General features: G+C 73.5%; 22 protein-coding genes and 1 tRNA gene. 6 read left to right on the top strand and 17 right to left on the bottom strand.

The genetic code is table 11. The annotated features are described in order from the left end of the window. Positions 1–6: 6 nt before the first annotated feature. Together IF09_RS0116870 and IF09_RS0116865 are read right to left on the bottom strand one after the other, a co-directional pair. On the bottom strand, positions 7–1,776 hold the full coding sequence (locus IF09_RS0116870) for a sigma-70 family RNA polymerase sigma factor (RefSeq protein WP_030296500.1): 1,770 nt from the start codon (positions 1,774–1,776) through the stop codon (positions 7–9). A 265-nt stretch (positions 1,777–2,041) separates the two neighbouring features. Next, positions 2,042–2,839: an IclR family transcriptional regulator gene (locus IF09_RS0116865; RefSeq protein ID WP_051832559.1), complete on the bottom strand. Its 798-nt coding sequence runs from the start codon at positions 2,837–2,839 to the stop codon at positions 2,042–2,044. A 138-nt stretch (positions 2,840–2,977) separates the two neighbouring features. Here IF09_RS0116865 and IF09_RS0116860 point away from each other — a divergent pair, with 138 nt between their 5' ends. Together IF09_RS0116860 and IF09_RS0116855 are read left to right on the top strand one after the other, a co-directional pair. After that, the gene (locus IF09_RS0116860; RefSeq protein ID WP_234321028.1) at positions 2,978–3,616 is read left to right on the top strand and encodes a bifunctional 4-hydroxy-2-oxoglutarate aldolase/2-dehydro-3-deoxy-phosphogluconate aldolase; all 639 of its coding nucleotides are present in this window, start codon (positions 2,978–2,980) and stop codon (positions 3,614–3,616) included. Between the two features lie 2 nt (positions 3,617–3,618). Beyond that, positions 3,619–4,608, top strand: a complete 990-nt coding sequence (locus IF09_RS0116855; protein WP_030296494.1) for a sugar kinase — start codon at positions 3,619–3,621, stop codon at positions 4,606–4,608. On the opposite strand, the gene IF09_RS0116850 is transcribed toward IF09_RS0116855, so the two are convergent. The 4 genes from IF09_RS0116850 to IF09_RS0116835 form a co-directional block, all read right to left on the bottom strand. Further along, positions 4,591–5,475: an aldo/keto reductase gene (locus tag IF09_RS0116850; protein ID WP_030296493.1), complete on the bottom strand. Its 885-nt coding sequence runs from the start codon at positions 5,473–5,475 to the stop codon at positions 4,591–4,593. The two genes, IF09_RS0116855 and IF09_RS0116850, sit on opposite strands and share 18 nt — an antisense overlap. Continuing rightward, complete coding sequence (locus tag IF09_RS0116845) at positions 5,472–6,656, bottom strand: serpin family protein (RefSeq protein ID WP_030296492.1); 1,185 nt, start codon at positions 6,654–6,656, stop codon at positions 5,472–5,474. The genes IF09_RS0116850 and IF09_RS0116845 overlap by 4 nt, the downstream gene beginning before the upstream one ends. 77 nt (positions 6,657–6,733) lie before the next feature. Next, complete coding sequence (locus tag IF09_RS0116840; protein ID WP_030296491.1) at positions 6,734–8,059, bottom strand: glycoside hydrolase family 18 protein; 1,326 nt, start codon at positions 8,057–8,059, stop codon at positions 6,734–6,736. 124 nt (positions 8,060–8,183) lie between these two features. Further along, entirely contained in the window at positions 8,184–8,738 is a 555-nt protein-coding gene (locus IF09_RS0116835; RefSeq protein WP_051832557.1) for a hypothetical protein, read from the bottom strand. On the opposite strand from IF09_RS0116835, the gene IF09_RS0116830 reads away from it, so the two are divergent. After that, a complete protein-coding gene (locus IF09_RS0116830; RefSeq protein ID WP_030296489.1) occupies positions 8,737–8,964 on the top strand; it encodes a hypothetical protein in 228 nt (75 codons plus the stop codon). The genes IF09_RS0116835 and IF09_RS0116830 overlap by 2 nt on opposite strands. Before the next feature lie 132 nt (positions 8,965–9,096). After that, positions 9,097–9,170, top strand: a tRNA-Trp gene (locus IF09_RS0116825). A 76-nt stretch (positions 9,171–9,246) separates the two neighbouring features. Here IF09_RS0116825 and IF09_RS0116820 read toward each other — a convergent pair. The 6 genes from IF09_RS0116820 to IF09_RS0116795 form a co-directional block, all read right to left on the bottom strand. Continuing rightward, the gene (locus IF09_RS0116820) at positions 9,247–9,642 is read right to left on the bottom strand and encodes a VOC family protein (RefSeq protein WP_030296486.1); all 396 of its coding nucleotides are present in this window, start codon (positions 9,640–9,642) and stop codon (positions 9,247–9,249) included. 122 nt (positions 9,643–9,764) lie between these two features. After that, the gene (locus tag IF09_RS0116815) at positions 9,765–11,387 is read right to left on the bottom strand and encodes a N,N-dimethylformamidase beta subunit family domain-containing protein (protein WP_030296484.1); all 1,623 of its coding nucleotides are present in this window, start codon (positions 11,385–11,387) and stop codon (positions 9,765–9,767) included. Positions 11,388–11,474: 87 nt separating this feature from the next. Further along, positions 11,475–13,868, bottom strand: a complete 2,394-nt coding sequence (locus tag IF09_RS0116810) for a polysaccharide lyase 8 family protein (protein WP_030296482.1) — start codon at positions 13,866–13,868, stop codon at positions 11,475–11,477. 80 nt (positions 13,869–13,948) lie between these two features. Next, a complete protein-coding gene (locus IF09_RS0116805) occupies positions 13,949–14,788 on the bottom strand; it encodes a sugar phosphate isomerase/epimerase family protein (protein WP_030296480.1) in 840 nt (279 codons plus the stop codon). Then, positions 14,785–15,969: a dihydrodipicolinate synthase family protein gene (locus IF09_RS0116800; RefSeq protein ID WP_030296478.1), complete on the bottom strand. Its 1,185-nt coding sequence runs from the start codon at positions 15,967–15,969 to the stop codon at positions 14,785–14,787. Before IF09_RS0116800 ends, IF09_RS0116805 begins: the two co-directional genes overlap by 4 nt. Continuing rightward, positions 15,966–17,090, bottom strand: a complete 1,125-nt coding sequence (locus IF09_RS0116795) for a Gfo/Idh/MocA family protein (protein WP_106975080.1) — start codon at positions 17,088–17,090, stop codon at positions 15,966–15,968. The genes IF09_RS0116800 and IF09_RS0116795 overlap by 4 nt, the downstream gene beginning before the upstream one ends. A 249-nt stretch (positions 17,091–17,339) precedes the next feature. On the opposite strand from IF09_RS0116795, the gene IF09_RS0116790 reads away from it, so the two are divergent. Together IF09_RS0116790 and IF09_RS0116785 are read left to right on the top strand one after the other, a co-directional pair. After that, on the top strand, positions 17,340–18,416 hold the full coding sequence (locus tag IF09_RS0116790) for a LacI family DNA-binding transcriptional regulator (protein ID WP_030296475.1): 1,077 nt from the start codon (positions 17,340–17,342) through the stop codon (positions 18,414–18,416). Beyond that, on the top strand, positions 18,413–19,228 hold the full coding sequence (locus IF09_RS0116785; RefSeq protein ID WP_051832556.1) for a sugar phosphate isomerase/epimerase family protein: 816 nt from the start codon (positions 18,413–18,415) through the stop codon (positions 19,226–19,228). Before IF09_RS0116790 ends, IF09_RS0116785 begins: the two co-directional genes overlap by 4 nt. On the opposite strand, the gene IF09_RS0116780 is transcribed toward IF09_RS0116785, so the two are convergent. The 5 genes from IF09_RS0116780 to IF09_RS0116760 form a co-directional block, all read right to left on the bottom strand. Next, positions 19,216–20,202 (bottom strand): hydroxyacid dehydrogenase, encoded by a 987-nt coding sequence (locus tag IF09_RS0116780; protein ID WP_051832577.1) that lies wholly within the window; start codon positions 20,200–20,202, stop codon positions 19,216–19,218. The two genes, IF09_RS0116785 and IF09_RS0116780, sit on opposite strands and share 13 nt — an antisense overlap. A gap of 44 nt (positions 20,203–20,246) precedes the next feature. After that, positions 20,247–21,203 carry a carbohydrate ABC transporter permease gene (locus IF09_RS0116775; RefSeq protein ID WP_078613297.1) on the bottom strand — a complete coding sequence of 319 codons (957 nt, stop codon included), beginning with the start codon at positions 21,201–21,203 and terminating at the stop codon, positions 20,247–20,249. Continuing rightward, positions 21,200–22,048, bottom strand: a complete 849-nt coding sequence (locus tag IF09_RS0116770) for a carbohydrate ABC transporter permease (RefSeq protein WP_030296468.1) — start codon at positions 22,046–22,048, stop codon at positions 21,200–21,202. Before IF09_RS0116770 ends, IF09_RS0116775 begins: the two co-directional genes overlap by 4 nt. 167 nt (positions 22,049–22,215) lie before the next feature. Then, positions 22,216–23,541 (bottom strand): ABC transporter substrate-binding protein, encoded by a 1,326-nt coding sequence (locus tag IF09_RS0116765; protein ID WP_106975071.1) that lies wholly within the window; start codon positions 23,539–23,541, stop codon positions 22,216–22,218. A gap of 136 nt (positions 23,542–23,677) precedes the next feature. Then, positions 23,678–24,805 carry a substrate-binding domain-containing protein gene (locus IF09_RS0116760; RefSeq protein WP_030296464.1) on the bottom strand — a complete coding sequence of 376 codons (1,128 nt, stop codon included), beginning with the start codon at positions 24,803–24,805 and terminating at the stop codon, positions 23,678–23,680. Between the last annotated feature and the right edge of the window lie 154 nt (positions 24,806–24,959).

The raw sequence follows: 24,959 nt of genomic DNA, 5'->3' as shown, positions 1-24,959 counted from the left end.
TCCGGATCACATCTTGGCGCCGAAGTTCTGCGTCCACCAAGGGCCGCCCGGGCCCGTGTGGATGCCCACCCCGATGTCCTTGAAGGAGCAGTTGAGGATGTTGGCGCGGTGGCCCGGGCTCTTCATCCAGGAGTCCATGACCGAGGCCGCGGTCTGCTGGCCCTTCGCGATGTTCTCCCCGTACGTCGACCAGCGGTACCCGGAGGCCGTCGTGCGCTTCCCCGGGTCGGCGCCGTCGGGGTTGGTGTGCGCGAAGAAGTCCCGGGCCGCCATGTCGTCGGAGTGCCCCTGGGCGGCCGCCCGCAGCTGCGAGTCATCCTTCAGCGGGCCGCAGCCGGCCGCCGCACGCTCGGAGTTGACCAGCGCGATCACCTGGCCCGCGACCCCCGCCGGGGCGGGCGCCGGAGCCGGCGCGGGCGGAGGCGACGCCGGCGCCTTGGACTTGGTCGGAGACGGACTCGGACTCGGGCTCTCGGCGGACGGGCTCGGCGAGGCGGAGGCCGACGGCGACGGGGAGGCGGAGGCGGAGGGCGAGCCCGAGTCCGAGGGCGGGGCCGAGCCGGCGTCGGGCGCCGACAGTGCGGAGAGCGGGGTTGCAGGTGCGGCGCCGGTCTCCTTGTCGTCCGAGCCGGAGAGGCCGCCGAGGTAGGCGAGCCCGCCGCCCGCGACGCACGCGGCGAGCACCGCGCCGCCGATCGCCCGGCGGCGGCTCTGGCGGCGCTTGCGCAGGGCGCTGCGGCCGCCGCCGGGAGCGGCGTCCGGTATGCCGCCCTGACCGGAGACGCTGGGGGTGAGCCGGGTCGCGTCGTCGGAGAAGTCCGTGCCGTCGAATCCCGTGCCGTCGAATCCCACACCGTCGAATCCCGGGCCGCCGAAGTCCTGGCCGTCGAATCCCGTGCTGTCGAGGTCCGTGCCGTCGACGCCCGTGCCCGTCCCCGAGCCGCCGTCGTAGGCGTACGCCGCGCCCGCCGGGACGATGCCGCCCGCCGCGGCCGCCCGTACACCGGCCAGCAGCGCCACCGAGACCGGGACCAGGGCCAGACCGGCCAACAGCCCCTCCGCCGGGAGCAATCCGCTCCACAGCCCTGCGCACTGCACGCACTCGCGCGCGTGCCGGGCTATTCGCTTGCGCCACAGGGTCGACGGCAGACCGTCCCAGCCGGCGGTCACCGTCCGCAGCGCCTCGCACGGGGGTTGCGCGCCGAGCGCCCGCTCCACCACCCGGGCCGACTCCAGCTGCGCCTTCATCCGCTGCACCCGTACCGCCGTGTGCTGCGGGGAGAGTTCGAGGGCAGCTGCCACCTCGGCACGGGTCAGCTCACCGGCGCACTCCAGCCACCACAGCGACAGCAGGGCCCGGTCGTCGGTCTCCAGCCAGCGGGTGGCACGGGCCGTCTCCCGCTGCTGGCCTTCGAGCTGGAGCCGCAGGACGGTCAGGTCAACGAAGTCGGCGCCCGGGTCGGCCAGCTCCCAGGCGGCTTCGAGTCCGCTCTCGCCGGGGGCGCTGTGCCGGGCCTGCCAGTGCGCCCGCACCCGGTTCATGGCGATCGCCACCAGCCAGGACCGGAAACTCTCGTCCGACCGCAGGGTGCCGAGCCCGTCGAGCGCCCGCAGCAGCGTGTCCTGCACCACGTCGTCCACGTCGCAGGAGCCGTTCAGAGCGCGCCCGACGATGTTGTAGACGAGCGGCAGATAGGTGCTGACCAGCTCGTCCTGCGCGCGGGCATCGCCCGCGCGGGCGGCTGCCACCAGCGCTGCCGTGTGCTGTGTAGTCATGTGAGGTTCCCTGTCCGTACCGGCGGTCGATGATGCCCGATACCTGGGAGACCGTCGAGCGCGGCCCGGATAACGGTTTTCCGGAAGAAGAACCCGGAGAACTTTCCGGAGCCTGCGGAGGGCGGCGCCGCGGCCGGTCCGCCCGCCTGGCGATCCGCCGCAGTGCGGCGAGCATCGCATCCCCCAGGACGTTGCCCGTCACCACGCGTCCGACCAGGTCCTCGGGCTGCTGCCGGCGGGCCGCGAAGGCCGCTCGCGCCTTGTCCTACAGCAGCGGAGCCAGCGCCTGCGTGGCCGCGCGCAGGGCGGGTGCGTACGCCTCGATCTCCTCGCGGGAGACGAGCAACGCGACGGTGGTGACACTGACCCCGCCGACCGGGCGGCCGGCCGGGCCCGGGATCGCGGCGCCGATGCACCGGATCGTCGGCTCGTTCTCCTCGTCGTCCACGGCGAAGCCCCGGGCCCTGACCTCCTCCAGCTCCGCCAGCAGTGCCCCCGGGTCGGTCAGGGTCCGCGGCGTGCGGCGCGGCAGCCCCGCGCCCGCGATCAGCGCCCGGACCTCCTCCTCGGGCAGGTGCGCCAGGATGGCCTTGCCGATGGCGGTGCTGTGCAGCGGCATCCGCATCCCGACCCGGGAGGCCGTCCGGAAGGGCTGGTCGCTCTCCAGCTTCCGGATGTAGGTGAGCGTCTCCCCGCTGTGCAGGGCGAGATGGACCGTCTGGCCGGTGGTCCCGCGCAGCTCGCCGAGGATCCGCCCGATGCTCGGCGGCTCGCTGCCGGTGACCAGCGCGGACAGCTCGCGCAGCCGGGGGCCCACCCCGTACCGCGATTCGCTTTCCGGGCGTACGAAGCCCTGCTCGATCAGCGAGGCGAGGATCCGGAAGGTGCTCGACTTCGGCACGGCCGCGGCCGCCACCACATCGGTGAGCCGGTGCGGTCCGCCGGGCGCCGCCACGGCCTCCAGGATCCGCATCGACTTCTCCAGCGCCGTGCCGGCCGCCGAGGTCCGGCCACCGCGCGCGGGACCCCCGGTCACCTCCGTCGTCTTCCCGTCGTCGGGCATGCGCTCTCCACAGTCAGGGCGGGCGGGGGTAGGGTCAGCGGCAAGGCGTTCCGTTACACGGTACACCGTGCCACTACATGGAACAATTTTCCCTGCGTGGGTGGTAACCGCTGCCGGGAAACAGATGGAGGGGTCCTGTTGTCCTGCCACCCGTACGACGCCATGGCCGCCCAGTGCCTGCTGCCGGTGCTGCGCAACGCCGACGCGGACGAAGCGGTCCGCCGGACCACCGCCCTGCTGGCCGCCGGCTGCCGCACGGTCGAGCTGACCACCTCCACCCCCCGCTGGGCCGAGGCCGTCGCCCGGACCGCCCCGCTCGCCGACGCGTACGGCCGGCCCGCGCTGATCGGCGTCGGCACCCTTACCGCCGCCGCCGACGCCGAGACCGCCCTCGACGCGGGCGCGGCCTTCCTGATCTCCCCCTATCCGGCCCCCGAGGTCCGCGCCGTCGCCGCCCGCCGCAGCGCGGTCTTCGTCGAGGGCGGCTTCACCCCCGGCGAGATCGCCTCCGCCGTCAGGTCCGCGGGCGCCGCCAAGGTGTTCCCGGCGCACGTCGGCGGCCCGCAGTTCATCCGCTCCCTCAAGGCGGTCCTGCCCGGGGCGCTGTTCATCCCGACCGGTGGGATCCGGCCCGGCGAGATCCCGGAGTGGCTCGCCGCCGGGGCGGCCGCCGTGGGCATCGGCAGCGGCCTGCCCGACGATCCGGGTGAACTGGCCGCCGTCTTCGCCGCGCTGGCACGGCCGTGCTGCTCCCGCTGCACCGCCGAGGGGTGCTGAGCATGGCGCCCGCGTCCGTGCCCCGTACCGGCTACGACGTACTCGTCCTCGGCGAGGTCCTCGTCGAGATCCACGCCGACAGCGCCCTGGGCGAAGCCGCCGACGGCACCGGGGCCCGGATCTCCTACTCCGGCGACGCCCTCAACGCGGCGGCCGCCGCCGCGGCCGCCGGGGCCCGGACCGCCCTGCTCACCGTCGTCGGCGACGACGAGCTCAGCCTCCCGCTGCTCCAGCGCGCGGCCGAGCTCGGCGTGGACGTCTCGCACGTACGCCGCGCCCCGCGCCCCAACGGCGCCTACCTGCTCGGCTCCGACACCGAGGGCGACCGGGCCTTCGTCTACTGGCGCACCCACAGCGCCGGTTCCACCCTGTCCACCCGGCACATCGAGTCCTGGCGCGACCTGCTGACCGGCGCCAAGGCCCTCGTCACCAGCGGGATCACCGGTGCACTGTCCCCGAGCAGCCGCGACGCCGTGGTGGCCGGCGCCGAGGCCGTGCACGCCGCCGGCGGTCACGTCTCGTACGACCCCAACTTCCGCCCCCGCCTGACCGGTCGGGCCGAGGCCCGGGAGCTGCTGGCCCGGATCGCCCCGCTGACCGGGCTCCTCAAGACCTCCTGCCCGGCAGACGCACAGGCCCTGGTCGGCACCGGCGATCCGCGGACCGCCGCCGCCCGCTGCCGCGCCCTGGGCGCCCCGACGGTCGTCGTCACCGCGGGCGCCGGCCGGCTGCTGCTCGACGACGGCACGCGGGCGGGCTACCACCCCGTGCCCGTCAACCCGGCTCCGGTCGACGCGACCGGAGCCGGGGACTGCTTCACCGGCACTGCCACGGCCCGGCTCGCCCTGGGCGACCGCCTCGCCGACGCCGTCGCGTGCGGCATGGCGGCCGCCTCCCTCTCGGTCTCCGGCCGTGGCGGCACGGGCCACGTCCCCGCGTTCCCCGAAACGGCGGCCCTGGCCGCCGCCCACCCCCTAAGCGGCTTCGAGTAGCGCGATCTCCTCCGGGGACAGCTTCAGCGCCCCGGTGGCGATGTTCTCGACCAGGTGGTCGGGGTTCCCGGTGCCCGGGATGGCCAGGACGTGCGGGCCCCGGTTCAGGGTCCAGGCGAGCCGCAGCTGCGCCGCCGACACACCGTGGGCCTCGGCGACGGCCCGTACCTGCTCGGCGTCCTCGGCGACCACCCCGGCCTCCTTGCCCGCGCCGGCGATCGCGAAGAACGGCACGAAGGCGATGCCCTGCTGCCCGCACGCGTCGAGGAAGGCGTGGTCCTCGGCCGGGGAGCCGATCCCGTACGGGTTCTGCACGCACACGACCGGCGCGATGGCCCGCGCCTCGGCGAGGTGGTCGGGCCGTACGTTGGACACCCCGAGGTGGCGGATGAGGCCGGCCGTACGCAGCTCGGCGAGGGCGCCGAAGTGCTCGGCGATCGAACCGGTCGTCTCCTGGCGCGGTACCCGCAGGTTGACCACGTCGAGGTGGTCCCGGCCCAGCTGGCGCAGGTTCTCCTCGACCTGCCCGCGCAGCTGCTCGGGGGTGGCCCACCACCACTCCCCGGCGGAGTTCCGGCCCGGCCCCACCTTGGTGGTGATGACGAGGTCGTCGGCGTACGGGGCCAGGGCCCGGTTGATGAGCTCGTTGGCGGAGCGCAGCGGAGAGAAGTAGAAGGCGGCGGTGTCGATGTGGTTCACGCCGAGCTCGACGGCCCGGCGCAGTACGGAAGTCACCCGCTCACGGTCGCTGGGGGAGCCGTCGGCGAGATGCGTCAGGCGCATGGCGCCGAAGCCGATGCGGCGGACGGTGAGGTCGCCGAGCCGCCATGTGCCGGATGCTGCCGCGGTGATCGTTTCGGAGGTCATGGCGTGAGGGTAACCGGCTCGGCCGCCCACCCCGCTGCGAGCACCAGGCGGGAGGTGCGGTGGACGGCGAGGAAGCCGAAGGGCCGGTGGAAGGAGACCTGGGCGTGGCGGACCCGGTACCGGTAGCGGGGGAGGGCGCAGCCCGCGGCCACAGCGACGGCGGTCACGGCGGCGGCTTCGAAGCCTTCGGCGTGGAAGCGGGCCATCGCCGACTGCCGGGCCGATCCGACGGCAAGAGGTTCGGAGCCGATCCCGGGGAAATGCCCGGACCGGGCGTCCGCGGCGGTGTGCAGGCCGAACAGCCGGGCGTGGTCGAGGAGATCGTGGTCCGCGCCGACTTCGAAGGCCACCGTCCCGATGCGCAGGAGGGGTTCACGACCCACCGACCGGACCGTCCCGATGTGCAGTCCCGGGCCCGGGTTCCCCTCGGGAAGCAGGCTCGCGCCCGTCGACGGCACGGCCCGGGTGACGGCGGCGGCGCCGGCGGCGAGGACCTCCCCCGGGCGGGCGCCGGGCTCGCCCAGCACCAGGTGGACGTCCACCCCGCCGTCGCCCACGACTTCGAGCAGCGTCACGGGGCCGGTCGGCGTCTGCGCCACGCGGACGCGGTCCAGGAGGGAGGTGCTGCGGTACAGCGCGAGCGCCGACCGCCCGGCCCACGGGCCCTCGGACAGATCGACGCTTCCGGTCCGGAACGGCTGGATCCACTTCAGCCGCAGTGCGAGCGCCGAGGCGAGGACCAGCCGGGTGTCGTCGTTCAGCGGGGCGGGCATGCGCTCGATCAGCCCGCCCGTCCGGTCCGCCGCCCATTCGTCGAGGGCCTTGCGGTCGGTTTCCTCGTCGCCGGTCAGGGTGCCGCGGGCGCCCTCCGGGAGTCCCGCCAGCCAGGATTCGTGCAGGGAGAGGTCCGCCTTGGTCCACAGCCCGGTGGCCGCCTGGAGGCCTCGCACGCCGGCCAGGCCGGCCAGCAGCTCCCGGGCGGTCGCGGCCGCGGACCCGGCGGGTATCCCGAGGGCTTCGGCGAGTTCGGCGCGGGCCGGGCCGCCCGCGCCGTCGGCGAGGAACGCCAGCAGGGGCCAGACCCCGGCCGCCGTGAGAACGGTGCCGTGGTCGCCGGTCACCGCCTGCCGCGCCCAGCGTGTGGTGAGTCGGTTGACCGCCCGTACCGTCGTGTTCCTCATGGCGGGGGAGCGTACGCGGTGGGGCGCCGCCGGGCCGGGTCATTTTCCGCGGCCCGGCGGCGCCGGTATCGTGGCGGTCAGCGGCCGCCCAGGCCCCGGTCGACGGCCGTCATCAGCTCGCCGTCGGCGGTGTCCGCGTCCAGCGACCAGAACATCGCGCCGCCCAGGCCGTTCTCGCGGATGTACGCGGCCTTGTTCCGCAGCACCTGCGGGTCGTCGTACGTCCACAGGGTGCTGCCGTCGAACAGCCAGGCGTGGCCGCCGCGCCGGTCGCGGTAGACCTTGTAGGTGCCCGAACCGGCGAGCTTCTTCAGCGCCTTGTAGTCCTCGTACCCGGCCGCCCAGGTCGCCGGGGCCGGGCCCGTCGCCGGCTGTCCCATGCCGTCCCCGCCGCCGCTGACACCGGTCCAGCCCTGCCCGTAGAACGGCATGCCCGTCATCAGCTTGTGCGCCGGCGCCCCGCGGTGGCGCCAGGCCTCCACCGTGCCGGCCACGCTGAAGTCGCCGCGGGCGCGGAGCGCGGACTGCTGGGCGGTGGTGGGCTCGCCGGAGACGTGGAAGTCGTAGCCCTGGAGGGTCACGAAGTCGAGGTCGCGCATGATGCGGGGGACGTCGAAGCCCGCGTCGATCTTGGCGGGGGCCGTCGGGACGAAGGCCGTGAGCTCGTACTTCTCCTTCCGCTTCCGGCTGCGTGCGTACGCGTCGAGCTGCGCACGGAACTCCTTCACCAGCGCCGTGAAGTTCTGCTTGTCCTCCGGCCGGTACTTCGTGTCCGTGTCACCCGCCGAGCCGGGCCACTCCCAGTCGAGGTCGATCCCGTCGAAGACGCCGGCCGCCGCGCCCGCGCCGCCGCGGGCGCCGTTCTGCGGCAGATTGCCCTTGATGTAGAGGTCGATGCAGGACTGTACGAGCGCCTTGCGGGAGGCCGGGGTGAGCGCGGCGTCCGAGAAGTGCGTGGACCAGCTCCAACCGCCCAGGGAGAGCAGGACCTTGAGGCCCGGGTGCTTGGCCTTGAGCTCGCGCAGCTGGTTGAAGTTCCCGGCGAGCGGCTGCTCGGCGCTGTCGGCGACCCCGTCGACGGAGTTCACGGCGTCGAGCGGGCGCACGTAGTCGGCCCAGGCGTCGGCCTCGCCCGGCACGTTCCCGGTGAAGCACGTGCCGTCCGCGCTGATGTTGCCGAAGGCGTAGTTGATGTGGGTGAGCTTGCCGGCGGTGCCGCTCGTCTCGAGGTCCTGGACCTGGAAGTCCCGTCCGTAGACGCCCCATTGGGTGAAGTACCCGACCCGCTTGTACGAGCGGTCGTGACCGCCGTCGCCCTGCGCGGCGGCGGACGGTGCGAGGGCCGTGAGCAGGGAGAGGGAACAGGCGGCGGCGGCCAGCCTGCCGAGCATGCTGCGGCGCATGGGCTTCCTTTGCGGATGCGGGAGCGGTGCGGGACGCGTGCGCGGTGCATGCCGGAAACTATTGGTCTGGACCAGGGTGGTCAAGGGGGCGTCCGGAACTCGGGCCGTCAGGCTGAGGGGAGGCTCAGGAGAGGCTCCAGTGGCCGACGTCGTCGGAGAGGCCGGAGTTCAGCGCGAACTGGACCGCGGCGAGGGCGGCGTGGTTCGGCAGGCGGAAGGTGACGAAGCCGAGCGCCGAGCCGCCGGGGGAGAGGGAGACGGTCTCGGGGAACGCGGGACCGGCAGCGGTCGTGGCATGGGAGCCGGTGAACCGCTGCCCGTCGGAGTCCAGCAGGTGTGAGCACTTCGCGGGGGAGTCCTGGTATACGGCGGTCCCGGTGTTCTCCAGCCGGAACTGCACGGCGACCAGCCGATCGGAGCCGGAGCCGGAGCCGGACCCGGAGGCGGAGTCCGCGGGCGCCGGCCCGGGATCCGCCGCCGGGTCGACGACCCTGGTGAGGGTGACGTCGAGGTGCTGGCCGGGCTCGCTGCCGGAGAGCGGGATCGTTTCCCCGGAGCCGTCCGGACCGAGGGCACCGAGCAGGGCGGGGGCGAGGAGGAGGAGCGCGGCCAGGGGGCTTCGGAGGCGGCGCGTCAGGGGCGCCGGGCGCGGTCGGGGCGGCCGGGACGGACGGCGCATGGCGGAGCCTCCTCCCTGGATTCCCCTGCCCACGATCCTCCGCGCCCCGCGGTCCCGCCACCTGCCGGGCCCGCGCTCCGACGATCCGCTCGCCGACGACCTCGGCGGCGCCTTCAGGTCCGCCTGCCACGGAGGTCAACTCCCGGCCGTCCCGTACCTCCTGTCTCACCGGGTGGACGTCGACTCGATCGGGTACGACGGCCGACCCCGCTGGGCATCGCTCTGACCAGCGGAAACCAAGCCCCGACCGGCTGGCTCCGGACCGCCGGCGCACACATGTGAGCCGAACTTCCACCCAGATGACCCATAAATCCATTTGGATCTTCGCTGCGCTCCGTGTCAGAGTTGGTCTCACCGAAGGGGTGTAGCTCAGCTGGTCAGAGCGCTGGTCTCCAAAACCAGATGTCGCAGGTTCGAATCCTGCCGCCCCTGCAAGCAGTGCGCGCCGTCGGGCCCGTCCCCTCCCCAGGGGCCGGGCCCGACGGCGTTCGACCGCCCGATCTGGAGGCTAGGCCGTGGGTTCCGTGTAGCCGTACGGGCGGGTGATGATCTCCATGCCGTGGCCCGACGGGTCGAGGAAGTAGACGCCGCGGCCGCCGTCGTTGTGGTTGATCTCGCCGGGCTGCTTCATGTACGGGTCGGCGAAGTACGGGACCCCGCCTGCCCGGATCTTCCCGAACGAGACGTCGAATTCCTCCTCGGAGACGAGGAACGCGTAGTGCTGGACGGTGATGGACTCGGCCGGGGCGGTCGCGAAGTCGAGGGTGACGCCGTTGGCGGTTTCGACGGGGACGAACGGGCCCCATTCGGTGCCGACCTCGAGGCCGAGGATGTCCGCCAGGAACTCGGCGGCCTCCCGGTTGTCACGGGAGTGGACGATCGTGTGGTTGAGCTGTACTGGCATGAGTGAATGCCTCCGCAAGGCACATCACGGGCACCTCCATGCCTCACCCGGTCGGTGACCGACACGCGATGCCGTGATCACGATCCTAAGGGCCGCTTCCGGGTCAGTCCACCGCATTCCGGTCATGGCGAACCCCCGTACACCGCCTTGACGTTGTCCTGGGCCGGATGCGTCCGCCCCGCCGGACCCGCCGCGAAGGCCCGCAGCAGGTTCTCCGTCACCCGGGTGGTCAGCGCCCCCGCCTTCGCGTCGAGGCCGTGGTTCGCCCCGCTGCGGCCGTCGCCGGTGGCGTCCAGGGCCTCCACCCAGCGCATGGTCCCCGTCGCGAACACGCCCGCACCGCTCGGCACCGTGTAGTACGCCGTGTCCTGGTGGCTGGGGCGGCCCTCGCACACCACGGGGGAGTGGGCCAGGATCTCGATCGGCCGGGGCGTCGGAAAACTTGTGTTGATCTTGTCGTACTCCACGCCCACCAGGTGCGCGAAGCGGTCGCCCGCCTTGACGCCGGTGCCCTCGAACAGCCAGTGGCCGGGGTGGGTCACCACGTACGGGGCGTCCACCGGGTAGCCGTCGTAGATCACGCCGAGCAGCGAGCTCTCCGGGTCGGCGCCGGGCGCCGAGCGGAAGTCGACGGTGGCGGGGTGGCCCCGCTTGAAACCGGGATCCTGGTCGTAGGAGGACTTGTAGCAGACCACCGTACGGTCCGGCCCGAGATCGGAGGGCTCCAGCCGGATCCGGCGGAAGCAGCAGTTCGCCCCCAGGACCGCGATGTTGGTCCCGGCGTCCCGGGCGGCGGTGAAGTGGGCCCGCTGCTCGGGCGACCAGTACTCGTCGTGGCCGAGGGACAGCACCGCCGCGGCCCCTTCGAGCAGCCGCTTCTCCCGCGCCACGTCGGTGGTCGTCGCGTAGGCCAGCGGTATGCCGAGCCGTTCGGCGAGGGCGAGCAGCGGGGCCTCGTACACCAGGAACAGGCCCGCGCCGTCGTCGTACTCGTACGGCCGGTCGAACGTGACGGAGAGGGAGCGCGACGCGTAGCCGCCGCTGGGGCCGTCATAGCTGCCGTACCCGCCCCACCGGTTGTACGCCTGCCAGGTCGCCACCGCGTTCACGACGACCGTACGGCCGGCGCTCGCCGCCGAGCGCACGGTGACCGGGACGAAACGCTGCCCCTCGCCGCCCTGCGCGTCCAGGCGTAGCAGGTAGCAGCCCTCCGGCCAGTCCTTGGTGTCGACGGTGGTCGTACGGGGCCACCGGGTGCGGACCATCCGGGTCGCGGGGTCCACCGTGTGCTCGGGCTGGCGTACGCCGGGCAGGGCCTCGGACCGCCACACCAGCCGGGCCCGGGCGCCGCCGTACCAGCCCATCCGGTAGGCGGAGACGGTGAACCGGGGCGCGGTGGTGGACACGTGCAGGCCGAAGGACTCGCCGGGCAGGACGCTGACCTTGTCGGCGAACCCCTCGATGGCCCGCGCCGGTCCGGCCTTGGTCACATGCCAGTCGCCGTTCCCGGGCTTGGCGTTCTCGGCCTTGACGTCGAAACCGGCCGGCCCGCCCTTCCCCGCCGCCCCGCCGGGCGTCGGCCCGGTGCCCTCACCGTTTGCCGCCGCCCCGTCGCCGGTTCCGTTCGCGCAGCCCGCCACGGCCCCGAGCCCGGCGGCGGTCGCCGCCCCGGTCGCGATCGCGAGGAACCGCCGCCTGCCCGCGCCCTCGCCGCTCCCGGCCCCGGCTATGTGCTCCTGATCCATGGAGGGCACGTTATGTCACGCTTGACGCCCCTCTGCTACCGGCCCGGCCGTCCTCCCGGACGGCCCGCCCCGCACCCGTCTCCCGGCTCACCCCAGCCGCACCACCACTTGCTGTACGGCCCCCGCCGCCGTGGTGAGATCCCCGAAGCCGAGCCGCAACCGGTCGCCGGTGGCCTCCGAGACCAGGCTCGGCGGCCGCGTCAGCACGGCGGCGACGGGGCGGTTCCAGACCAGGGTCAATGAGGTCAGCGCGCGGGCCGGGTCCGAGACGCACACCGCGGCCGTACCGTCGGGTCTCTCACGCACCGTCACCGAACACGGTGCTCCCGCTCCCAGCGGGCCGGCCGACCCTGCCTGCCAGAAGTTGACCCCGGTGAAGCCCAGCGAGGGCACCGAGACGCCCTGGGCCGTCTCCGAGTTGGCGAGTACGGCCAGCCACCCCGCAGCGGCGGCCCGGGCCGCGGTCCGGGCAGCCGTCGCCCCCGGCATCACCTGGTGCACGTATCCGGCGCTGCCCGGGGTCGTGCCGTGGTCGTACCAGAGGGTGAGGTAGCGCCGGGTCAGGGCTGTGGTGGAGCCGCCCCGGTTGATGTCGCTCCACCGGCCGGTGCGCACCTCCCGCAGGGCCTTGAACGGCCCGGAGCCCGACATCACGTACCCGCCGAATCCGGCCAGGTGCGCCCAGCCGGGGGAGGCGAAGGCCGCCGACCAGCCGAGGGTGGCCGGCTGGACCGTGCCGCCCACGGTCAGGGCATGCGTACCGGAAGCGCCCAGATTGCGGTTGTCGATGACCGTCTCGACCGCGGTCCCGTCCGAGCAGCGGATCCCGGCCCCCAGGCAGACGATCGTGTCGTCGAGGAAGAACCAGGACGTGCGGGCCGTGAGCGTGCTGCCGAGCCCGCGCAGGTGCTGGCCCAGCGAGGCGAACTCCCCGTCGGTCGACCCGCCCACCCACGCCGCGTCGGGCCGGGACGCGCCCCAGTCACCGCCCGCCCCGTCGGCGAGCACCTTCCGGGACACGGTGGTCCCCGGCAGCCGGTACGGGTCCACCGTGGGCCAGAAGGCGTCCGAGTACTGGCCGTTGCCGTACGTATCCCCCCACCAGGAGAGCATCCCGCTCCCGGTGTGCCAGCCGCGCAGGTTCTCCCCGTTGCCCGTCTCGTAGTGGGCGATCCGCTTCGAGGCCATGGACAGCGAGGCCGCCCAGCCGGGCCGCCGGTGGGTGGCCCGGTCCATGGACGCGAACAGCCGGTGCCCGACCGGCTCGGGCAGCGCCGTGACCGACGTGTCGGACTCGACCTCCGCCAGCCGGGCGAGGGAGGACAGCGCGAGCGCCGTGTCCGCGAGGGGGCGGCTGTAGTAGTCCCGGGCCATCCACCCCTTCACCAGCCCCCGCCAGCGGGCCCGCTCGGCGGCGCTCGCGCCCTCCGCGAGCAGCAGGATCGCGGCGAGCACGGCATGCCCCCGGGCGTGGTCGTCCTGCTGGACCTGCCGAGGGTCGGTGACCAGCAGACCCCGGCTCACCGCCCGCCCCGACACGGAGTCCATGACCAGCCCGTTGAACAGGAACGGCGCCCAGGCCCGCTCCACCGCGTCGAAGGCGATCTGCGCCCCGGGGTCCGTGACCTGCCACGGAGTGCCCTTCAGCAGAGCGAACAGCAACCCCAGCCCGCCGAGCAGCACCGCCCCGTACGTCCCGGTGTACGGCACCCAGGTGTGCTGGACGAACGACCCGTCCCGGTAGAGCCCGTCGCCCGCGGTGACGTACGGGAACACCGGCGCGAGCGCGTCCCGGGCCAGAGTGATCTTCGCCGGGTCCCCGCCGGCCACCCCGCGCAGCGCCAGCACCCGGCACAGGTCCACCCGGTTCGCCCCGGTGCTGGTCCCGGTGTACGAGCCGACGGCCGAGTCCGGGACGAAGTGGTCGACGGCGCCGCAGAAATCGGCGATCCGGGCGGCCGGCAACTCCCCGTACAGCAGCACGCACAGATCCAGCAGGGCCTGCGGGGCGCCGATCTGCCAGCAGTACCAGTTGCCGTACCGCAGCTGGCCGGCGTGGTACACGTCCGCGTGCAGATGGTCCAGCCCGGTCAGCAGGGCCGAGCGCAGCGCGCCGTCCCCGGTGAGCCCGGTTCCGGGCCGGACGTAGGCCTCGGCCATCGCCCGCAGCCGGTAGTAGCTCTGCATCATCATCTCGGGGTCGCTGCCGTACCCCAGGTCGGGCCAGAGCGAGCCGGCCGCCGGAGCCATGGCGGAGCGCCATCCGCCGGCCAGGACGCCGAGGTCGGCGAGTCTCGAACGGAACGGCTCGGCCGCGGCCGGGATCTCACCGCCCAGGAAGAGACCGCGCCACACCGCCCTCATGGCGTCGTGGACCTCGCCTGCCGGCGCAGCCCCCGCCCGCGTGGCGGGCGCTCCCCAAAGGAGCGCACCCCCGCCCGCTGCGGAGAGGAAGGCGCGCCGACTCCACACGTCTGTCATCGCTTGCTCCTTGTCCGATCCCGTACCGATTCCCGCACCGATTCCCGCACCGGCCCCTCACCCGCCCCGCTCGGCCTGCCTCACGCCACGTGCTCGCGGTAGCGGTCGATCACCTCCCTCAGCACCTCGGAGCCGTCCCGTGCCCACAGCCCCGGATGGAAGATCTCCACCTCCACCGGGCCCCGGTAACCGGCCTCGTCGGCCAGCTCCCGGAACGCCCGCAGATCGATGCAGCCGTCGCCCAGCTGCCCCCGGCCCAGCAGCACCCCTTCGGGGAGCGGGGTCACCCAGTCGGCGACCTGGACCGACACGATCCGCCCGCCCGCACCCGCACGGCGCAGATCGGCCGGCAGTCGTTCGTCCCACCACAGGTGGTACGCATCGGCGACCACCCCCACCTGTCGCGCCGGGAACTGCTCGGCGATGTCCAGCGCCTGGCCGAGGGTGGAGACCACACAGCGGTCCGCGGCGAACATCGGATGCAGGGGCTCGATCCCCAGCCGTATCCCGTGCGCGTCGGCCCACGGGGCCAGTTCGCCCACGATGTCGGCGATCCGCCGCCGTGCCCCGACCAGGTCCCGGTCGCCGGCGGCCAAGCCCCCCGAGACCAGGACCAGTGCGTCGGCGCCCAGTTCGGCTGCCTCCTCCACGGCCCGGCGGTTGTCCTCGAGGGCCGCCGCACGCCCCGCCGGATCGGCGGCGGTGAAGAACCCGCCGCGGCACAGCGAGCTGACCCGCAGGCCGGCCCCGGCGCACAGCTTCGCCGTCTCGCGCAGCCCGAACTCCCGGACCGGATCCCGCCACAGCCCGACCGCGCCCACTCCGGCCTCCGCGCACCCGGCGACCAGCTCGGGCATCGACCACTGCCGGACCGTCTCCTGGTTGAGGCTGAACCGGGCAGGCGCCGGCCCCCGGCTCATGACGCCACCCCGTAGACCGCGAGGAGCCGGCGCATCCGCGCCTCGGCGAACTCCGGATCGGGGAACAGACCCAGCAGATCGGCCTGTTCGTACGCGGTGGCCAGATGGGGGAGCGGCCGGGCCGACTGCAGCCCGCCCACCATCGTGAAGTGCTCCTGGTACCCCGCCAGCCAGGCCAGCAGCACCACCCCCGTCTTGTAGTGGCGGGTCGGCGGGGCGAACAGGTGCCGGGACAGCACCACCGTCGGATCCAGCAGCTCCCGGAACCCCGCAGCATCGCCGCGGTCGAGGGCGAGCGCCGCACGGGCGGCCAGCGGGGCGATCGGGTCGAAGACGCCCAGCAGCGCGTCGCTGCCGGGCTCCCCGTCGTCGGCCCCCTCCCCGCCCCCGGCGATCAGTTCCGGATAGTGGTAGTCGTCGCCCGTGTAGCAGCGCACGCCGGGCGGGAGTCTGCGCCGGATGTCCCGCTCCCGCTCCGCGTCCAGCAGCGAGACCTTGACCCCGTCCACCCTCTCCGGGCAGTCGGCGATGATCTTCAGGAGCACCTCGGTGGCCGCGTCGAGGTCGGCGTGGCCCCAGTACCCGGCCAGCTCCGGGTCGAACATCGGGCCGAGCCAGTGCAGGACGACCGGCCGGGCGCTCTGTCGCAGCAGCCGCCCGTACACCTCCAGGTAGTCCTCCGGCCCGCGCGCCGCGGCCGCCAGGGCGCGGGAGGCCATCAGGACGGCCCCCGCCCCGCACGCCTCGATGTGCGCGAGCTGTTCCTCGTACGCCGCGGTGATGACGGCCGGCGCGTGCCTGCCCGGGGTCAGCTGGTCGGTGCCCGCGCCGCAGACGATCCGGCCGCCCACCGCCCGGGCCTCGGCGGCGGACCGGCGGATCAGCTCCGCCGCGGCCGGCCAGTCCAGGCCCATCCCGCGCTGCGCCGTGTCCATGGCCTCCGCGACGCCGAGGCCTTGCGCCCACAGCCGGTGCCGGAACGCCAGCGTCGCCTCCCAGTCCACCTCCTGACCGGTCTGCCCCGAGCCGCCCGCCGAGGCCGCGAGCGGATCCGCGACCACATGCGCGGCCGCATAGAACCTGCGGCTGCGCGCCGGACCGCAGACCAATGGAGGAAGCGGATTGCCACACGGCCGGTGCAGGCGGTAGCCGCCGTCCGGAGACGGCAGCCGGATGCTCACAGGACCACCTCCGGCACCGGCAGCCGCCGGCCCTCCGCCGAGGACCGCAACCCCAGTTCGGCGAGCTGCACCCCGCGCGCACCGGCCAGCAAGTCCCACTGCCAGGGCTCGTCGAGTACGACATGGCGCAGGAACAGCTCCCACTGAGCCTTGAAGCCGTTGTCGAAGGGGACGTTGTCCGGGACCTCCTGCCACTGGGCGCGGAACGCCTCCGGCTGCGGCAGATCGGGGTTCCACACCGGCTTGGGTGTCGCCCCGCGGTGCTGGATGCGGCAGCCGCGCAGCCCGGCCACCGCCGACCCGTGCGTCCCGTCCACCTGGAACTCCACCAGCTCGTCCCGGTGGACCCGCACCGCCCAGGAGGAGTTGATCTGCGCGACGGCACCGCCCTCGAGCTCGAACACGCCGTACGCGGCGTCGTCCGCCGTCGCCTCGAACGGTTTGCCCTCCTCGTCCCAGCGGCGGCCGATGTGCGTACGGGCCAGGGCCTGCACCGTGCGGACCCGGCCGAACAGCTCGTGCAGCAGGTACTCCCAGTGCGGGAACATGTCGGCGACGATGCCCCCGCCGTCCTGGGCCCGGTAGTTCCACGACGGCCGCTGGGCCGGCTGCCAGTCCCCCTCGAAGACCCAGTACCCGAACTCCCCGCGCACGGAGAGGATCTCGCCGAAGAAGCCGCCCTCGATCAACCGCTTCAGCTTCAGCAGGCCCGGCAGGAACAGCTTGTCCTGGACCACGCCGTGCTTCACCCCCGCCGCCGAGGCCAGGCGGGCCAGTTCGAGCGAGGACGCGAAGGTCAGGGCGGTCGGCTTCTCGCAGTACACGTGTTTGCCCGCCGCCACGGCCTGCCGGACCGCGGCCTCGCGGGCACCGGTGACCTGGGCGTCGAAGTAGATCTCGACCTCGGGGTCGGCCAGCACGGCCGCCAGGTCCGTGCTGACGTGCTCCAGTCCGTGCTCCTCGGCGATGGCCCGCAGCGCCGGCTCCCGGCGCCCGACCAGCACCGGCTCGGGCCACAGCACCCGGCCGTCGCCCAGGTCCAGCCCGCCCTGCTCCCGCAGGGCGAGCAGCGAGCGGACCAGATGCTGGCGGTATCCCATCCGCCCGGTCACGCCGTTCATGGCGACCTTGATCGTCCTGCGTTCCACGGTGTCCCCTCCTTCGTGCCGGCGCTTGTCTTCTTCGTGCTCGGTCGTGCGTTGTGCTGGAAAGCCTCGATAGAAAGCGCTTTCACTCAGTTCAGGCTAGGCCCGGGAATCGTCACCGCGCAACACTCATTCGGGTGATGGAAAGCGCTTTCTTCATCGGGGAGTATGGAGGGGCACACACCGGATGAGACGATGACCCGGGACGAGCAGGAGGGGTGCAGGATGGCGGTGACTCTCGCCGAGGTCGCGGCGCACGCGGGCGTATCGCCCGCGACGGTCTCGCGGGTGCTCAACGGCGGATACCCGGTGGCCGGGGGCACCCGGACGCGGGTGGAACAAGCCGTCGAACAGCTCGGCTACGTGGCCAACGGCCCCGCCCGCGCCCTCGCGGCCGCCACGTCCGACCTGATCGGCGTCCTCGTCCACGACGTCGCGGACAGCTTCTTCGGCATCCTCGCCGGATCCCTGCAGAGCGCCCTCTCGCCTGCGAGCCGGCCGGACGCCCGCCGGCTCGCCGTCGTCTGCAACACCGAGGGCGCCCCCGCGGCCGAACTCGCCTACCTCACCCTGCTGGAGGGCCAGCGGGCCGGCGGGGTCGTCCTGACCGGCGGCGCCGTGGAGGAGCCGGGGCACACCGCGGCGCTCACCGCCCGCATCACCCGGATGGCGGGCACCGGAGCGCCCGTCGTCCTGTGCGGCCGGCCCCCGCTGCCCGTATCCGCCGCTTTGCCCGTCGCCACCGTCATGTTCGACGACCGTGGTGGCACCTTCCGCCTCGCCGAGCACCTGCTGACGCTCGGCCACCGGCGCATCGCGTACGTCGCGGGCCCCCCGGGGCTGAGCACCACCCGGGAGCGGCTCGGCGGACACGTCGAGGCGCTTCGGCGCCACGATCCCGCCCTGCCCGCGGCCTGCGACCCGCTCACCGTGCACGCCGGCTTCGAGCGCTCCGCCGGCTACGACGCCACCCGCGAACTGCTGCGCCGCGGGGAACCCTTCACCGCCGTCGCCGCGGCCAACGACACCGTCGCCACCGGAGTGGCCGCGGCCCTGCGCGAGGCCGGTCTGCGCATCCCCGAAGACGTCTCCGTCGCCGGCTTCGACGACCTCCCCTTCTGCGTCGACACCGCCCCCGCGCTCACCACCGTGCGCGTGCCGCTGCGCGAGGCGGGCATACTCGCCGCCCAGCTGGTCACCGGCCGCAGACCGCTGCCCCCGGGCGGCATCACCACCCTGCCCACCGAGCTCATGGTGCGCGGCTCCACCGCGCCGCCCCCGGCCGGCGCGAGCCGTCCGTGAGGTACGCCTACTCCACGCTCGGCCTGCCCGGCACGCCGCTCGACCGGACCGCCGCCCTCGCCGCCGCCCACGGCTACGACGGCCTCGAACTGCGCGCCCACCCCGAGGAGCCCCTGCACCCCGACAGCCCGCCGGCCGACCGTGCGGCGGGTCTGCGCACCCTCACCGCCGCCGGCGTCACGGTCCTCGGGGTCGCGGGCTATGCCCGAGTGGCCGCCCCCGGAGCGGACGAGCCGGTCCTCGCCGAACTGCACGGCCTGGTGCGGCTCGCCGCCGACCTCGAAGCCCCGTACGTCCGGGTGTTCCCCGGCGGAGCCCAGCAGTCCGCGGCCGTCGCCGACGCGCATGCGGTACGCCGGCTGGCCGCCGCCGCGCCGTTCGCCGAGCGGCACGGGGTGCGGATCCTGCTCGAGACGCACGACTCGCACCGGACCGGAGCCGCCGCCGGGCGGGTGCTGGACCGGGTCGCGCATTGCGGTGCGGGCGCGCTGTGGGACGTACTGCACACCTGGCTCGGGGGCGAGTCCCCGGCCGAGACGCGGCGGTCCCTGGCCGGGCACCTGGGCTACGTACAGGTGAAGGACGTGGCGTCGGCGCAGGAGCTGACCCCCCTCGGGCTCGGCACCGGAGTGCTGCCGCTCGCCGAGGCGGTGGCCGCCGTACCGCCGGACGGCTGGCTCTGCTGGGAGTACGAGAAACGCTGGTATCCCGGCGCCGCCGAGCTGCCGGGACAGCTCGCACGGGGCCGGGACTACCTGGAGGGCCTCGTGGCGACGGTGCAGGCGGCGGCGGCCGCGCCTCAGGCCGAGTAGGCGAGCCGCCCGCGGTCGACGGCGTAGCGGAAGTCCAGGCCCATGGCGTACCGCTCCAGTTCCTCGACCGCGGTGGCCGCCAGCCGGTCCAGCTCCCCGCCCAACGAGCCCGCCACATGCGGGGTGAGCAGTACGTTCGGGAGGTCGTACAGCGGGGAGCCGGTGGGCAGAACCTCGGGCTCGGTGTGGTCGAGCACGGCGTGCAGCCGTCCCGCGACCAGCTCCTCGGTGAGCGCCACGGTGTCGACGAGCGAGCCCCGCGCGGTGTTGACGAGCGTCGCGCCGTCCGGCATCAGGGCCAGCCGGGCGGCGTCCAGCAGATGGCGGGTCGTGGGGAGCGCGGGGGCGTGCAGGCTCACCACGTCGCTGCGGCGCAGCAGTTCGTCGAGCGCGCAGGACTCGCCGCCCAGCGTGGCGAGCTCGGCCGGGTCGACGTACGGATCGTGGACGAGCACCCGCAGGTCGAACGGGCGCAGCAGTTCCATGACGCGTCGGCCGATGAGCGAGGCGCCGACGATGCCGACGGTGCGGTGGTAGTTGCCGACGGCCGGGTAGCGGCGCAGCAGGTCGATCGGGGCGCGCGCCGCCCGGTAGGCGTGGGCGGATTCCAGGACCCGCTTGTTGGCGAACAGGATCGCGGCGAGCGTGTACTCGGCGACCGGTAGGGCATTTGCGGCGGCGGCACTGGAGACCAGCAGACCGCGCTCCCAGCAGGCCTCCGTGACATGGTGTTTGACGCTCCCGGCGGCATGCACCACGGCGCGCAGCCGCGGCATCCGGTCCAGCGCCCCGGTGTCGAGCGGAGGGCAGCCCCAGCCGGTGAACAGCACCTCGGCCTCCGCGAGGCGGCGGTGGAGCTCGGGATCGTCGTGGTCGAAGCCGGTCAGCAGCAGATCGGCGTCCACGTCGGCGACGCGGACGAGCTCGGGCAGCATCCGGCCGCTGAGGACGGCGGCCCGGGTGCCGGGGCTCATGGCGAGCACCGTGGCGGGGCGCCGCCGGGGGAGGAGACGGTGGGTCACTTGACGGCTCCTGCGGTGAGACCCGAGCGCCAGAACCGCTGCAGGCCGAGGAAGGCCAGCACGAGCGGGACGACGGCGACGAGTGAACCGGTGATCACCAGGGGATAGAGCTCGGGCTGCTGGTAGACGCTGCGGTTCCACATGAACAGGCCCAGACTGACGGGGTAGAGCCGCTCGTCGTTCAGCATGGTCAGGGCGCCGTAGAAGTTGTTCCAGATGGCCGTGAAGGTGAACAGGAAGATGGTCACAAACCCCGGCCACAGCATCGGGAACGACACGTGAGCGAACAGCCGCAGTTCACCCGCGCCGTCGACGCGGGCGGCGGCCAGCACCTCGTCGGGGACGTAGCCCTCGGCGAACACGCGGGCCAGGTAGACCCCGAAGGGATTGACCAGGGCGGGCACCAGGTAGGCCCAGTACGTGTTCACGGCGCCGACGGCCGAGGCCATCAGGTACAGCGGCAGCTGGAGCACGGTGGCGGGGACGAGGATGCCGGCGAGGACGACGCCGAAGAGCTTGTCCTTGTGGCGGAACTCGTAGGCGTGGAAGGCGTAGCCGCAGGCCACGCTGATGAGGGCCGAGAGGGTGGAGCCGACGACGGTGTACAGCAGGCTGTTTGCGAGCCAGCGGCCGAAGATGCCGTCGTCGTACGTGAAGACCTCGCCGAGGTTGGCGAGGAGGCCGAAGTCGCCCAGGGCGTAGGGGGCGGTGGCGAAGAGGTCGCGGCGGTTCTTGGTGGCGGCCAGGACCAGCCAGGCGAGGGGCATCAGGGTGTAGGCGGCGACGAGGAAGAGGGCCGCGTTGACGGCGGTACGGGAAAGCAGGGCGCTCCTCGGCGCGAGGCGGGCCGGGGCGGGTCCCGAGGCGGGTCCCGGGGCCTGGCCGGGGCCCTGACCGGGGGCAGGGCCGCGGGCCGGGGGCGCGGCCTCGGCCCGGGCGGGCGAGGCGGTCATACGGACCTCCAGCGGTTGCCGAGCTTCGTGACGACGTAGGAGGCGGCGCCGGCGACCAGGGCGAGGAGCAGCGCGCTCGCGGCCGCCAGCCCGTAGTCGTGGCCCTTGAACGCGGCGCTGAAGATGTACATGGTCGGGGACCAGGACTCGCCCATCTCGGTGGCCCGGAGCTGGAGCAGCTGCGGGGCGTCGAAGAGCTGGACGGCGCCGACGCAGGTGAACAGGACGGTCAGGATGATGGTGGGCCGGATGCTCGGCACCTTGACGTGGAAGGCGGTGCGGACGGCCCCGGCGCCGTCCATGGTGGCGGCCTCGAGGGTCTCGCGGGGGACAGCCTGGAGCCCGGCGTAGAAGATGATCATGTTGTAGCCCATCCACTGCCAGGCCGAGACGTTGACCACGGAGAGCAGGGCCTCGTCGCGGCCGAAGAAGTTCCAGGAGATCCCGGCCGAGTCGAGGACGTCGAGGACGGGGCTGAGGCCGGGCGTGTAGAGGTAGAGCCAGATCATCGCGGCGATCAGGCCGGGGACGGCGTGGGGCAGGTAGAAGGCGATCTGGAAGAACCGCCGGGCGCGGGCGAGGGCGGAGTCCAGGAGCAGGGCGAGGACCAGGGCGCCGCTGGCCATGACCGGGATGTAGAGCAGGCAGTAGACGGCGACGTGGCGGAACGAGGCCAGGAACAGGGGATCGGACAGAGCCTTGGTGTAGTTCCCGATTCCGCTGAAGACCTGTCGGGCGCCGCCGAATCCGAGGCCGGACTGCTCCGCGCGGAAGAGGCTGAGCCAGGCGGCGTACCCGATGGGGGCGAGGGTCACGAGCGCGAAGAGGAGGAAGAAGGGGGCCATGAACCACCCGGCCGCGCCGGATCGGGAGTACTCCGGCGAGGACATCCGGCGGCCTGCGGCGGTGGGAACGGTTCGGGCCGACTGCGCCGAGCGGCGTCCGGCTGCCGGGCGGGTGGCCGCGGAGGCGGGGCCGGGGTGGTGGGAGGCGTGCGGCTGGGGGCTGCGCATCAGCCGGCCAGGCCCAGGCCGCGGTCCTTGATGGCCTTCTCGGCGGCCGACTGCCCCTCGCCGAGGGCCTTGACCAGGTCCGGCCCGGCCGCGTTCTGCGCCGAGGTGACCTGGAGGTGGACGGGACCCCATGTCCAGCCCGGCACGATGGTCGCCGCTGCGGCGCCGGCCAGGCCGTACGGGTCCTGCCCCTCGAAGTACGTCGTGTCGAACAGCTTCGCCGCCTCGGCCCGCATCTCGGCATTGGCCGGCAGGGCGCTGCTCGGCGATTTCAGCGAGCTGAGCCGGGCCTTGATCGCCTCCGGGTCGGTGGTGACCCACTTGATGAACTCCGCCGCAGCCTTGGTGTGCTTGCTGCCCTTCGGCACGATGTACGAGGTGCCGCCGTACATGCCGGTGGCGGGCTTGCCGTCCCAGGTCGGGAGCGGGGCGATCCCCCACTTCCCCTTGAGGTCCGGGTAGTTCGCGAGGAAGGTGCCCGCGGTCCAGGCGGCACCGATGACGGTCGCGACCTGCCCGGACGAACGTTCCTTCGCCTCACCCTCGCCCCACAGCGGGGTCTTCGACGCCACCCCCGAGGCCATCAGCCCGTTCCAGTACTCCGCCACCTTCTTCGACGCGGGGTCGTCGATCGCGACCTTCCACTTGTCGCCCTCGGTCCCGTACCACCGCGCGCCCGCCTGCCAGGACAGGCCCGCCAGCACCGCCGGGTCACCGCCGCCGAAGTTCGTGATCCTCACCGACGGGTCCCCCTGGTGAATCTTCTCCGCGGCCGCCTTGTACTCGTCCCACGTCTTCGGCACGGCCACTCCGTGCTCCTCGAAGATGTCCTTCCGGTAGAAGAGCTCGAGCGGGGTGACGTCGAACGGCACCGCCCACGTCCTGCCGCCCAGCTTCACCAGGGACTGGACCGCCTCGGGGAACTTCTCGGAGACCAGCTTCCCGGAGGTCCCGCTCAGATCCTCCAGGTTGCCGCCGCTCGCGAACTCCGGGAGCGCCGAGTAGTCCATCGTCGCGACGTCCGGCGCGTTGCCGCCCTTGACCGCGTTGGCCAGCTTGGCCGCCCCGTCCGGCCCGCCCGGCACCGCCGAGAACTGCACCCGGATGTTCGGGTGCGTCTTGTTGAAGGCGTCCGCGGTCTGCTGCGCACCCGCGGACGAGGACCAGTACGTGACGGTGACCGGCTGCTCCGGCGAGCCGCCGGCCGCCCCGGCCGCGCCCGGCTCCGTCTCCCCTCCGCACGCGGCGGCGAGCAGGACGAACGAGACGGCCGAGGCGGTCAGGACGAACCGGGGCATGCGGAAGGAACGGAAGCTGCGCGACATGGAGTGACTCCTACGGACGACCGCAGACGGCGGCGGAGGGGAGAACGCGACCCATCTTTTGTGCGAACACGCACACCGTCAAGAGCGAATGCGCAACTCGATCGAAATGATCGGTCCGGGGGTCCTTTCCTGTTCCTTACGAGCGGATCGTCAGGCGGGGGAGCAGCTCCAGATGCTGCCGCGATCCCGCCTCCTGCCCCCCGCCCCGTCCCTCGCCGGCCGCCGTCACGCGGTCCAGCAGCAGCCCCGCCGCCCGCGCCCCCACCTCGTGCTTGGCCGGCGCCACCGCCGAGAGCGGTACGTCGGCCAGCCCCGCCACCTCGTCGTCGTACGTGATCACCGCGAGGTCCTCCGGCACCCGTACGCCGCGCGCCTGCAGTCTCGGGATCAGCATGATCGCGTCGGTGTCGCTGTGGATCAGGGCAGCGGTCACCCCGCCCGCCGTCACCGCCTCGCACAGGTAGTCCAGCATCCGCGCGAACAGGTCGGCGTCCGAGAGCGGCCCCGGTCCGGCCTGCGGCCACGGCGGCGCGGGCTCCAGTCCGAGGGCGGCCACCGCCGCCTCGTACCCGGCCCGCAGCCGCGGCGTCGTCGGCGTCGCACGGCTGGCCAGCGCGATCCGCCGGTGGCCCCGTTCCACCAGGTGCTGCACGGCCGCCGCAGCGCCGTGCGCATGGTCGGAGGCCACCCGGTCCAGGGCCGCGGCCGGATGCCCCGGCGGGGCCCACCGCTCCACCAGCACCGTCGGAACCGGCAACTCCGCCGTCCACGCGCCCTCCCCGGGGCCGGGCGAACCGGCGTCCCAGTTCGGGGTGAGCAGCAGCCCGTCCGCCCCGGTGGACAGCAGACGGTCGGCCTGCGTGCGGTCCTCGCCCGGCAGGTACCGGGTCAGGCCCACGGTCAGCCGCGCGCCGCGCGCCTCGACCACCTCGCGGGCTCCGCGTACGACCTCCGCGTAGTAGTACTCCGTGGTCGGCACCACCATCCCGATCACCAGCCCCTCGGCGCCCGCCGAGGCGGCGTCCGCCGACGCCGGTGGCGCCGACGCCCGGGCTGCCGGAGCGCCCGGCCGCCCGGTCTCCACCCGGCTGATCACCCCGTGCATCCGGTGGATCTCGCCCCGGGCCGCCATCGCCTCGATGTCGCGCCGCAGGGTGACCGGCGAGACGCCCAGCTCCTGCGCCAGGTCCGCCACGCGCACGCTGCCCCGTGCCCGCACGAGCGCGAGCACCTGCGCCTGGCGCTGGTCCACATGTGGTCTCAAGGTTTCCGTACCCCCTGCGGTCTTTCGACGGCATCACCTGTCCGCGCGCCGTGTCCTGGTCATCATAGAGAACCGAACCGATCGATTCGATCGTTTCCGATCAACCGGTCATTGACGGCGCGGAGGGTGCGTTCATATATTCGGCGGCGTCCGG

The organism is Streptomyces katrae, from assembly GCF_000717655.1.
Lineage (GTDB): Bacteria > Actinomycetota > Actinomycetes > Streptomycetales > Streptomycetaceae > Streptomyces > Streptomyces katrae_B.
The sequence above is the reverse complement of the archived record's forward strand: the minus strand, read 5'-3'. Positions and strand labels throughout refer to the sequence as shown.

What these genes read in the sequence shown, in the direction of transcription:
- IF09_RS0116850 (WP_030296493.1), bottom strand. Translation starts at nt 5,475, where the DNA reads ATGACCTCCGAAACGATCACCGCGGCAGCATCCGGCACATGGCGGCTC.
- IF09_RS0116805 (WP_030296480.1), bottom strand. Translation starts at nt 14,788, where the DNA reads ATGAGCCGGGGGCCGGCGCCTGCCCGGTTCAGCCTCAACCAGGAGACG.
- IF09_RS0116845 (WP_030296492.1), bottom strand. Translation starts at nt 6,656, where the DNA reads ATGAGGAACACGACGGTACGGGCGGTCAACCGACTCACCACACGCTGG.
- IF09_RS0116765 (WP_106975071.1), bottom strand. Translation starts at nt 23,541, where the DNA reads ATGTCGCGCAGCTTCCGTTCCTTCCGCATGCCCCGGTTCGTCCTGACC.
- IF09_RS0116780 (WP_051832577.1), bottom strand. Translation starts at nt 20,202, where the DNA reads ATGAGCCCCGGCACCCGGGCCGCCGTCCTCAGCGGCCGGATGCTGCCC.
- IF09_RS0116830 (WP_030296489.1), top strand. Translation starts at nt 8,737, where the DNA reads ATGGCGGAGCCTCCTCCCTGGATTCCCCTGCCCACGATCCTCCGCGCC.
- IF09_RS0116865 (WP_051832559.1), bottom strand. Translation starts at nt 2,839, where the DNA reads ATGCCCGACGACGGGAAGACGACGGAGGTGACCGGGGGTCCCGCGCGC.
- IF09_RS0116770 (WP_030296468.1), bottom strand. Translation starts at nt 22,048, where the DNA reads ATGGCCCCCTTCTTCCTCCTCTTCGCGCTCGTGACCCTCGCCCCCATC.
- IF09_RS0116835 (WP_051832557.1), bottom strand. Translation starts at nt 8,738, where the DNA reads ATGCGCCGTCCGTCCCGGCCGCCCCGACCGCGCCCGGCGCCCCTGACG.
- IF09_RS0116775 (WP_078613297.1), bottom strand. Translation starts at nt 21,203, where the DNA reads ATGACCGCCTCGCCCGCCCGGGCCGAGGCCGCGCCCCCGGCCCGCGGC.
- IF09_RS0116870 (WP_030296500.1), bottom strand. Translation starts at nt 1,776, where the DNA reads ATGACTACACAGCACACGGCAGCGCTGGTGGCAGCCGCCCGCGCGGGC.
- IF09_RS0116795 (WP_106975080.1), bottom strand. Translation starts at nt 17,090, where the DNA reads ATGAACGGCGTGACCGGGCGGATGGGATACCGCCAGCATCTGGTCCGC.
- IF09_RS0116790 (WP_030296475.1), top strand. Translation starts at nt 17,340, where the DNA reads ATGGCGGTGACTCTCGCCGAGGTCGCGGCGCACGCGGGCGTATCGCCC.
- IF09_RS0116810 (WP_030296482.1), bottom strand. Translation starts at nt 13,868, where the DNA reads ATGACAGACGTGTGGAGTCGGCGCGCCTTCCTCTCCGCAGCGGGCGGG.
- IF09_RS0116855 (WP_030296494.1), top strand. Translation starts at nt 3,619, where the DNA reads ATGGCGCCCGCGTCCGTGCCCCGTACCGGCTACGACGTACTCGTCCTC.
- IF09_RS0116840 (WP_030296491.1), bottom strand. Translation starts at nt 8,059, where the DNA reads ATGCGCCGCAGCATGCTCGGCAGGCTGGCCGCCGCCGCCTGTTCCCTC.
- IF09_RS0116820 (WP_030296486.1), bottom strand. Translation starts at nt 9,642, where the DNA reads ATGCCAGTACAGCTCAACCACACGATCGTCCACTCCCGTGACAACCGG.
- IF09_RS0116815 (WP_030296484.1), bottom strand. Translation starts at nt 11,387, where the DNA reads ATGGATCAGGAGCACATAGCCGGGGCCGGGAGCGGCGAGGGCGCGGGC.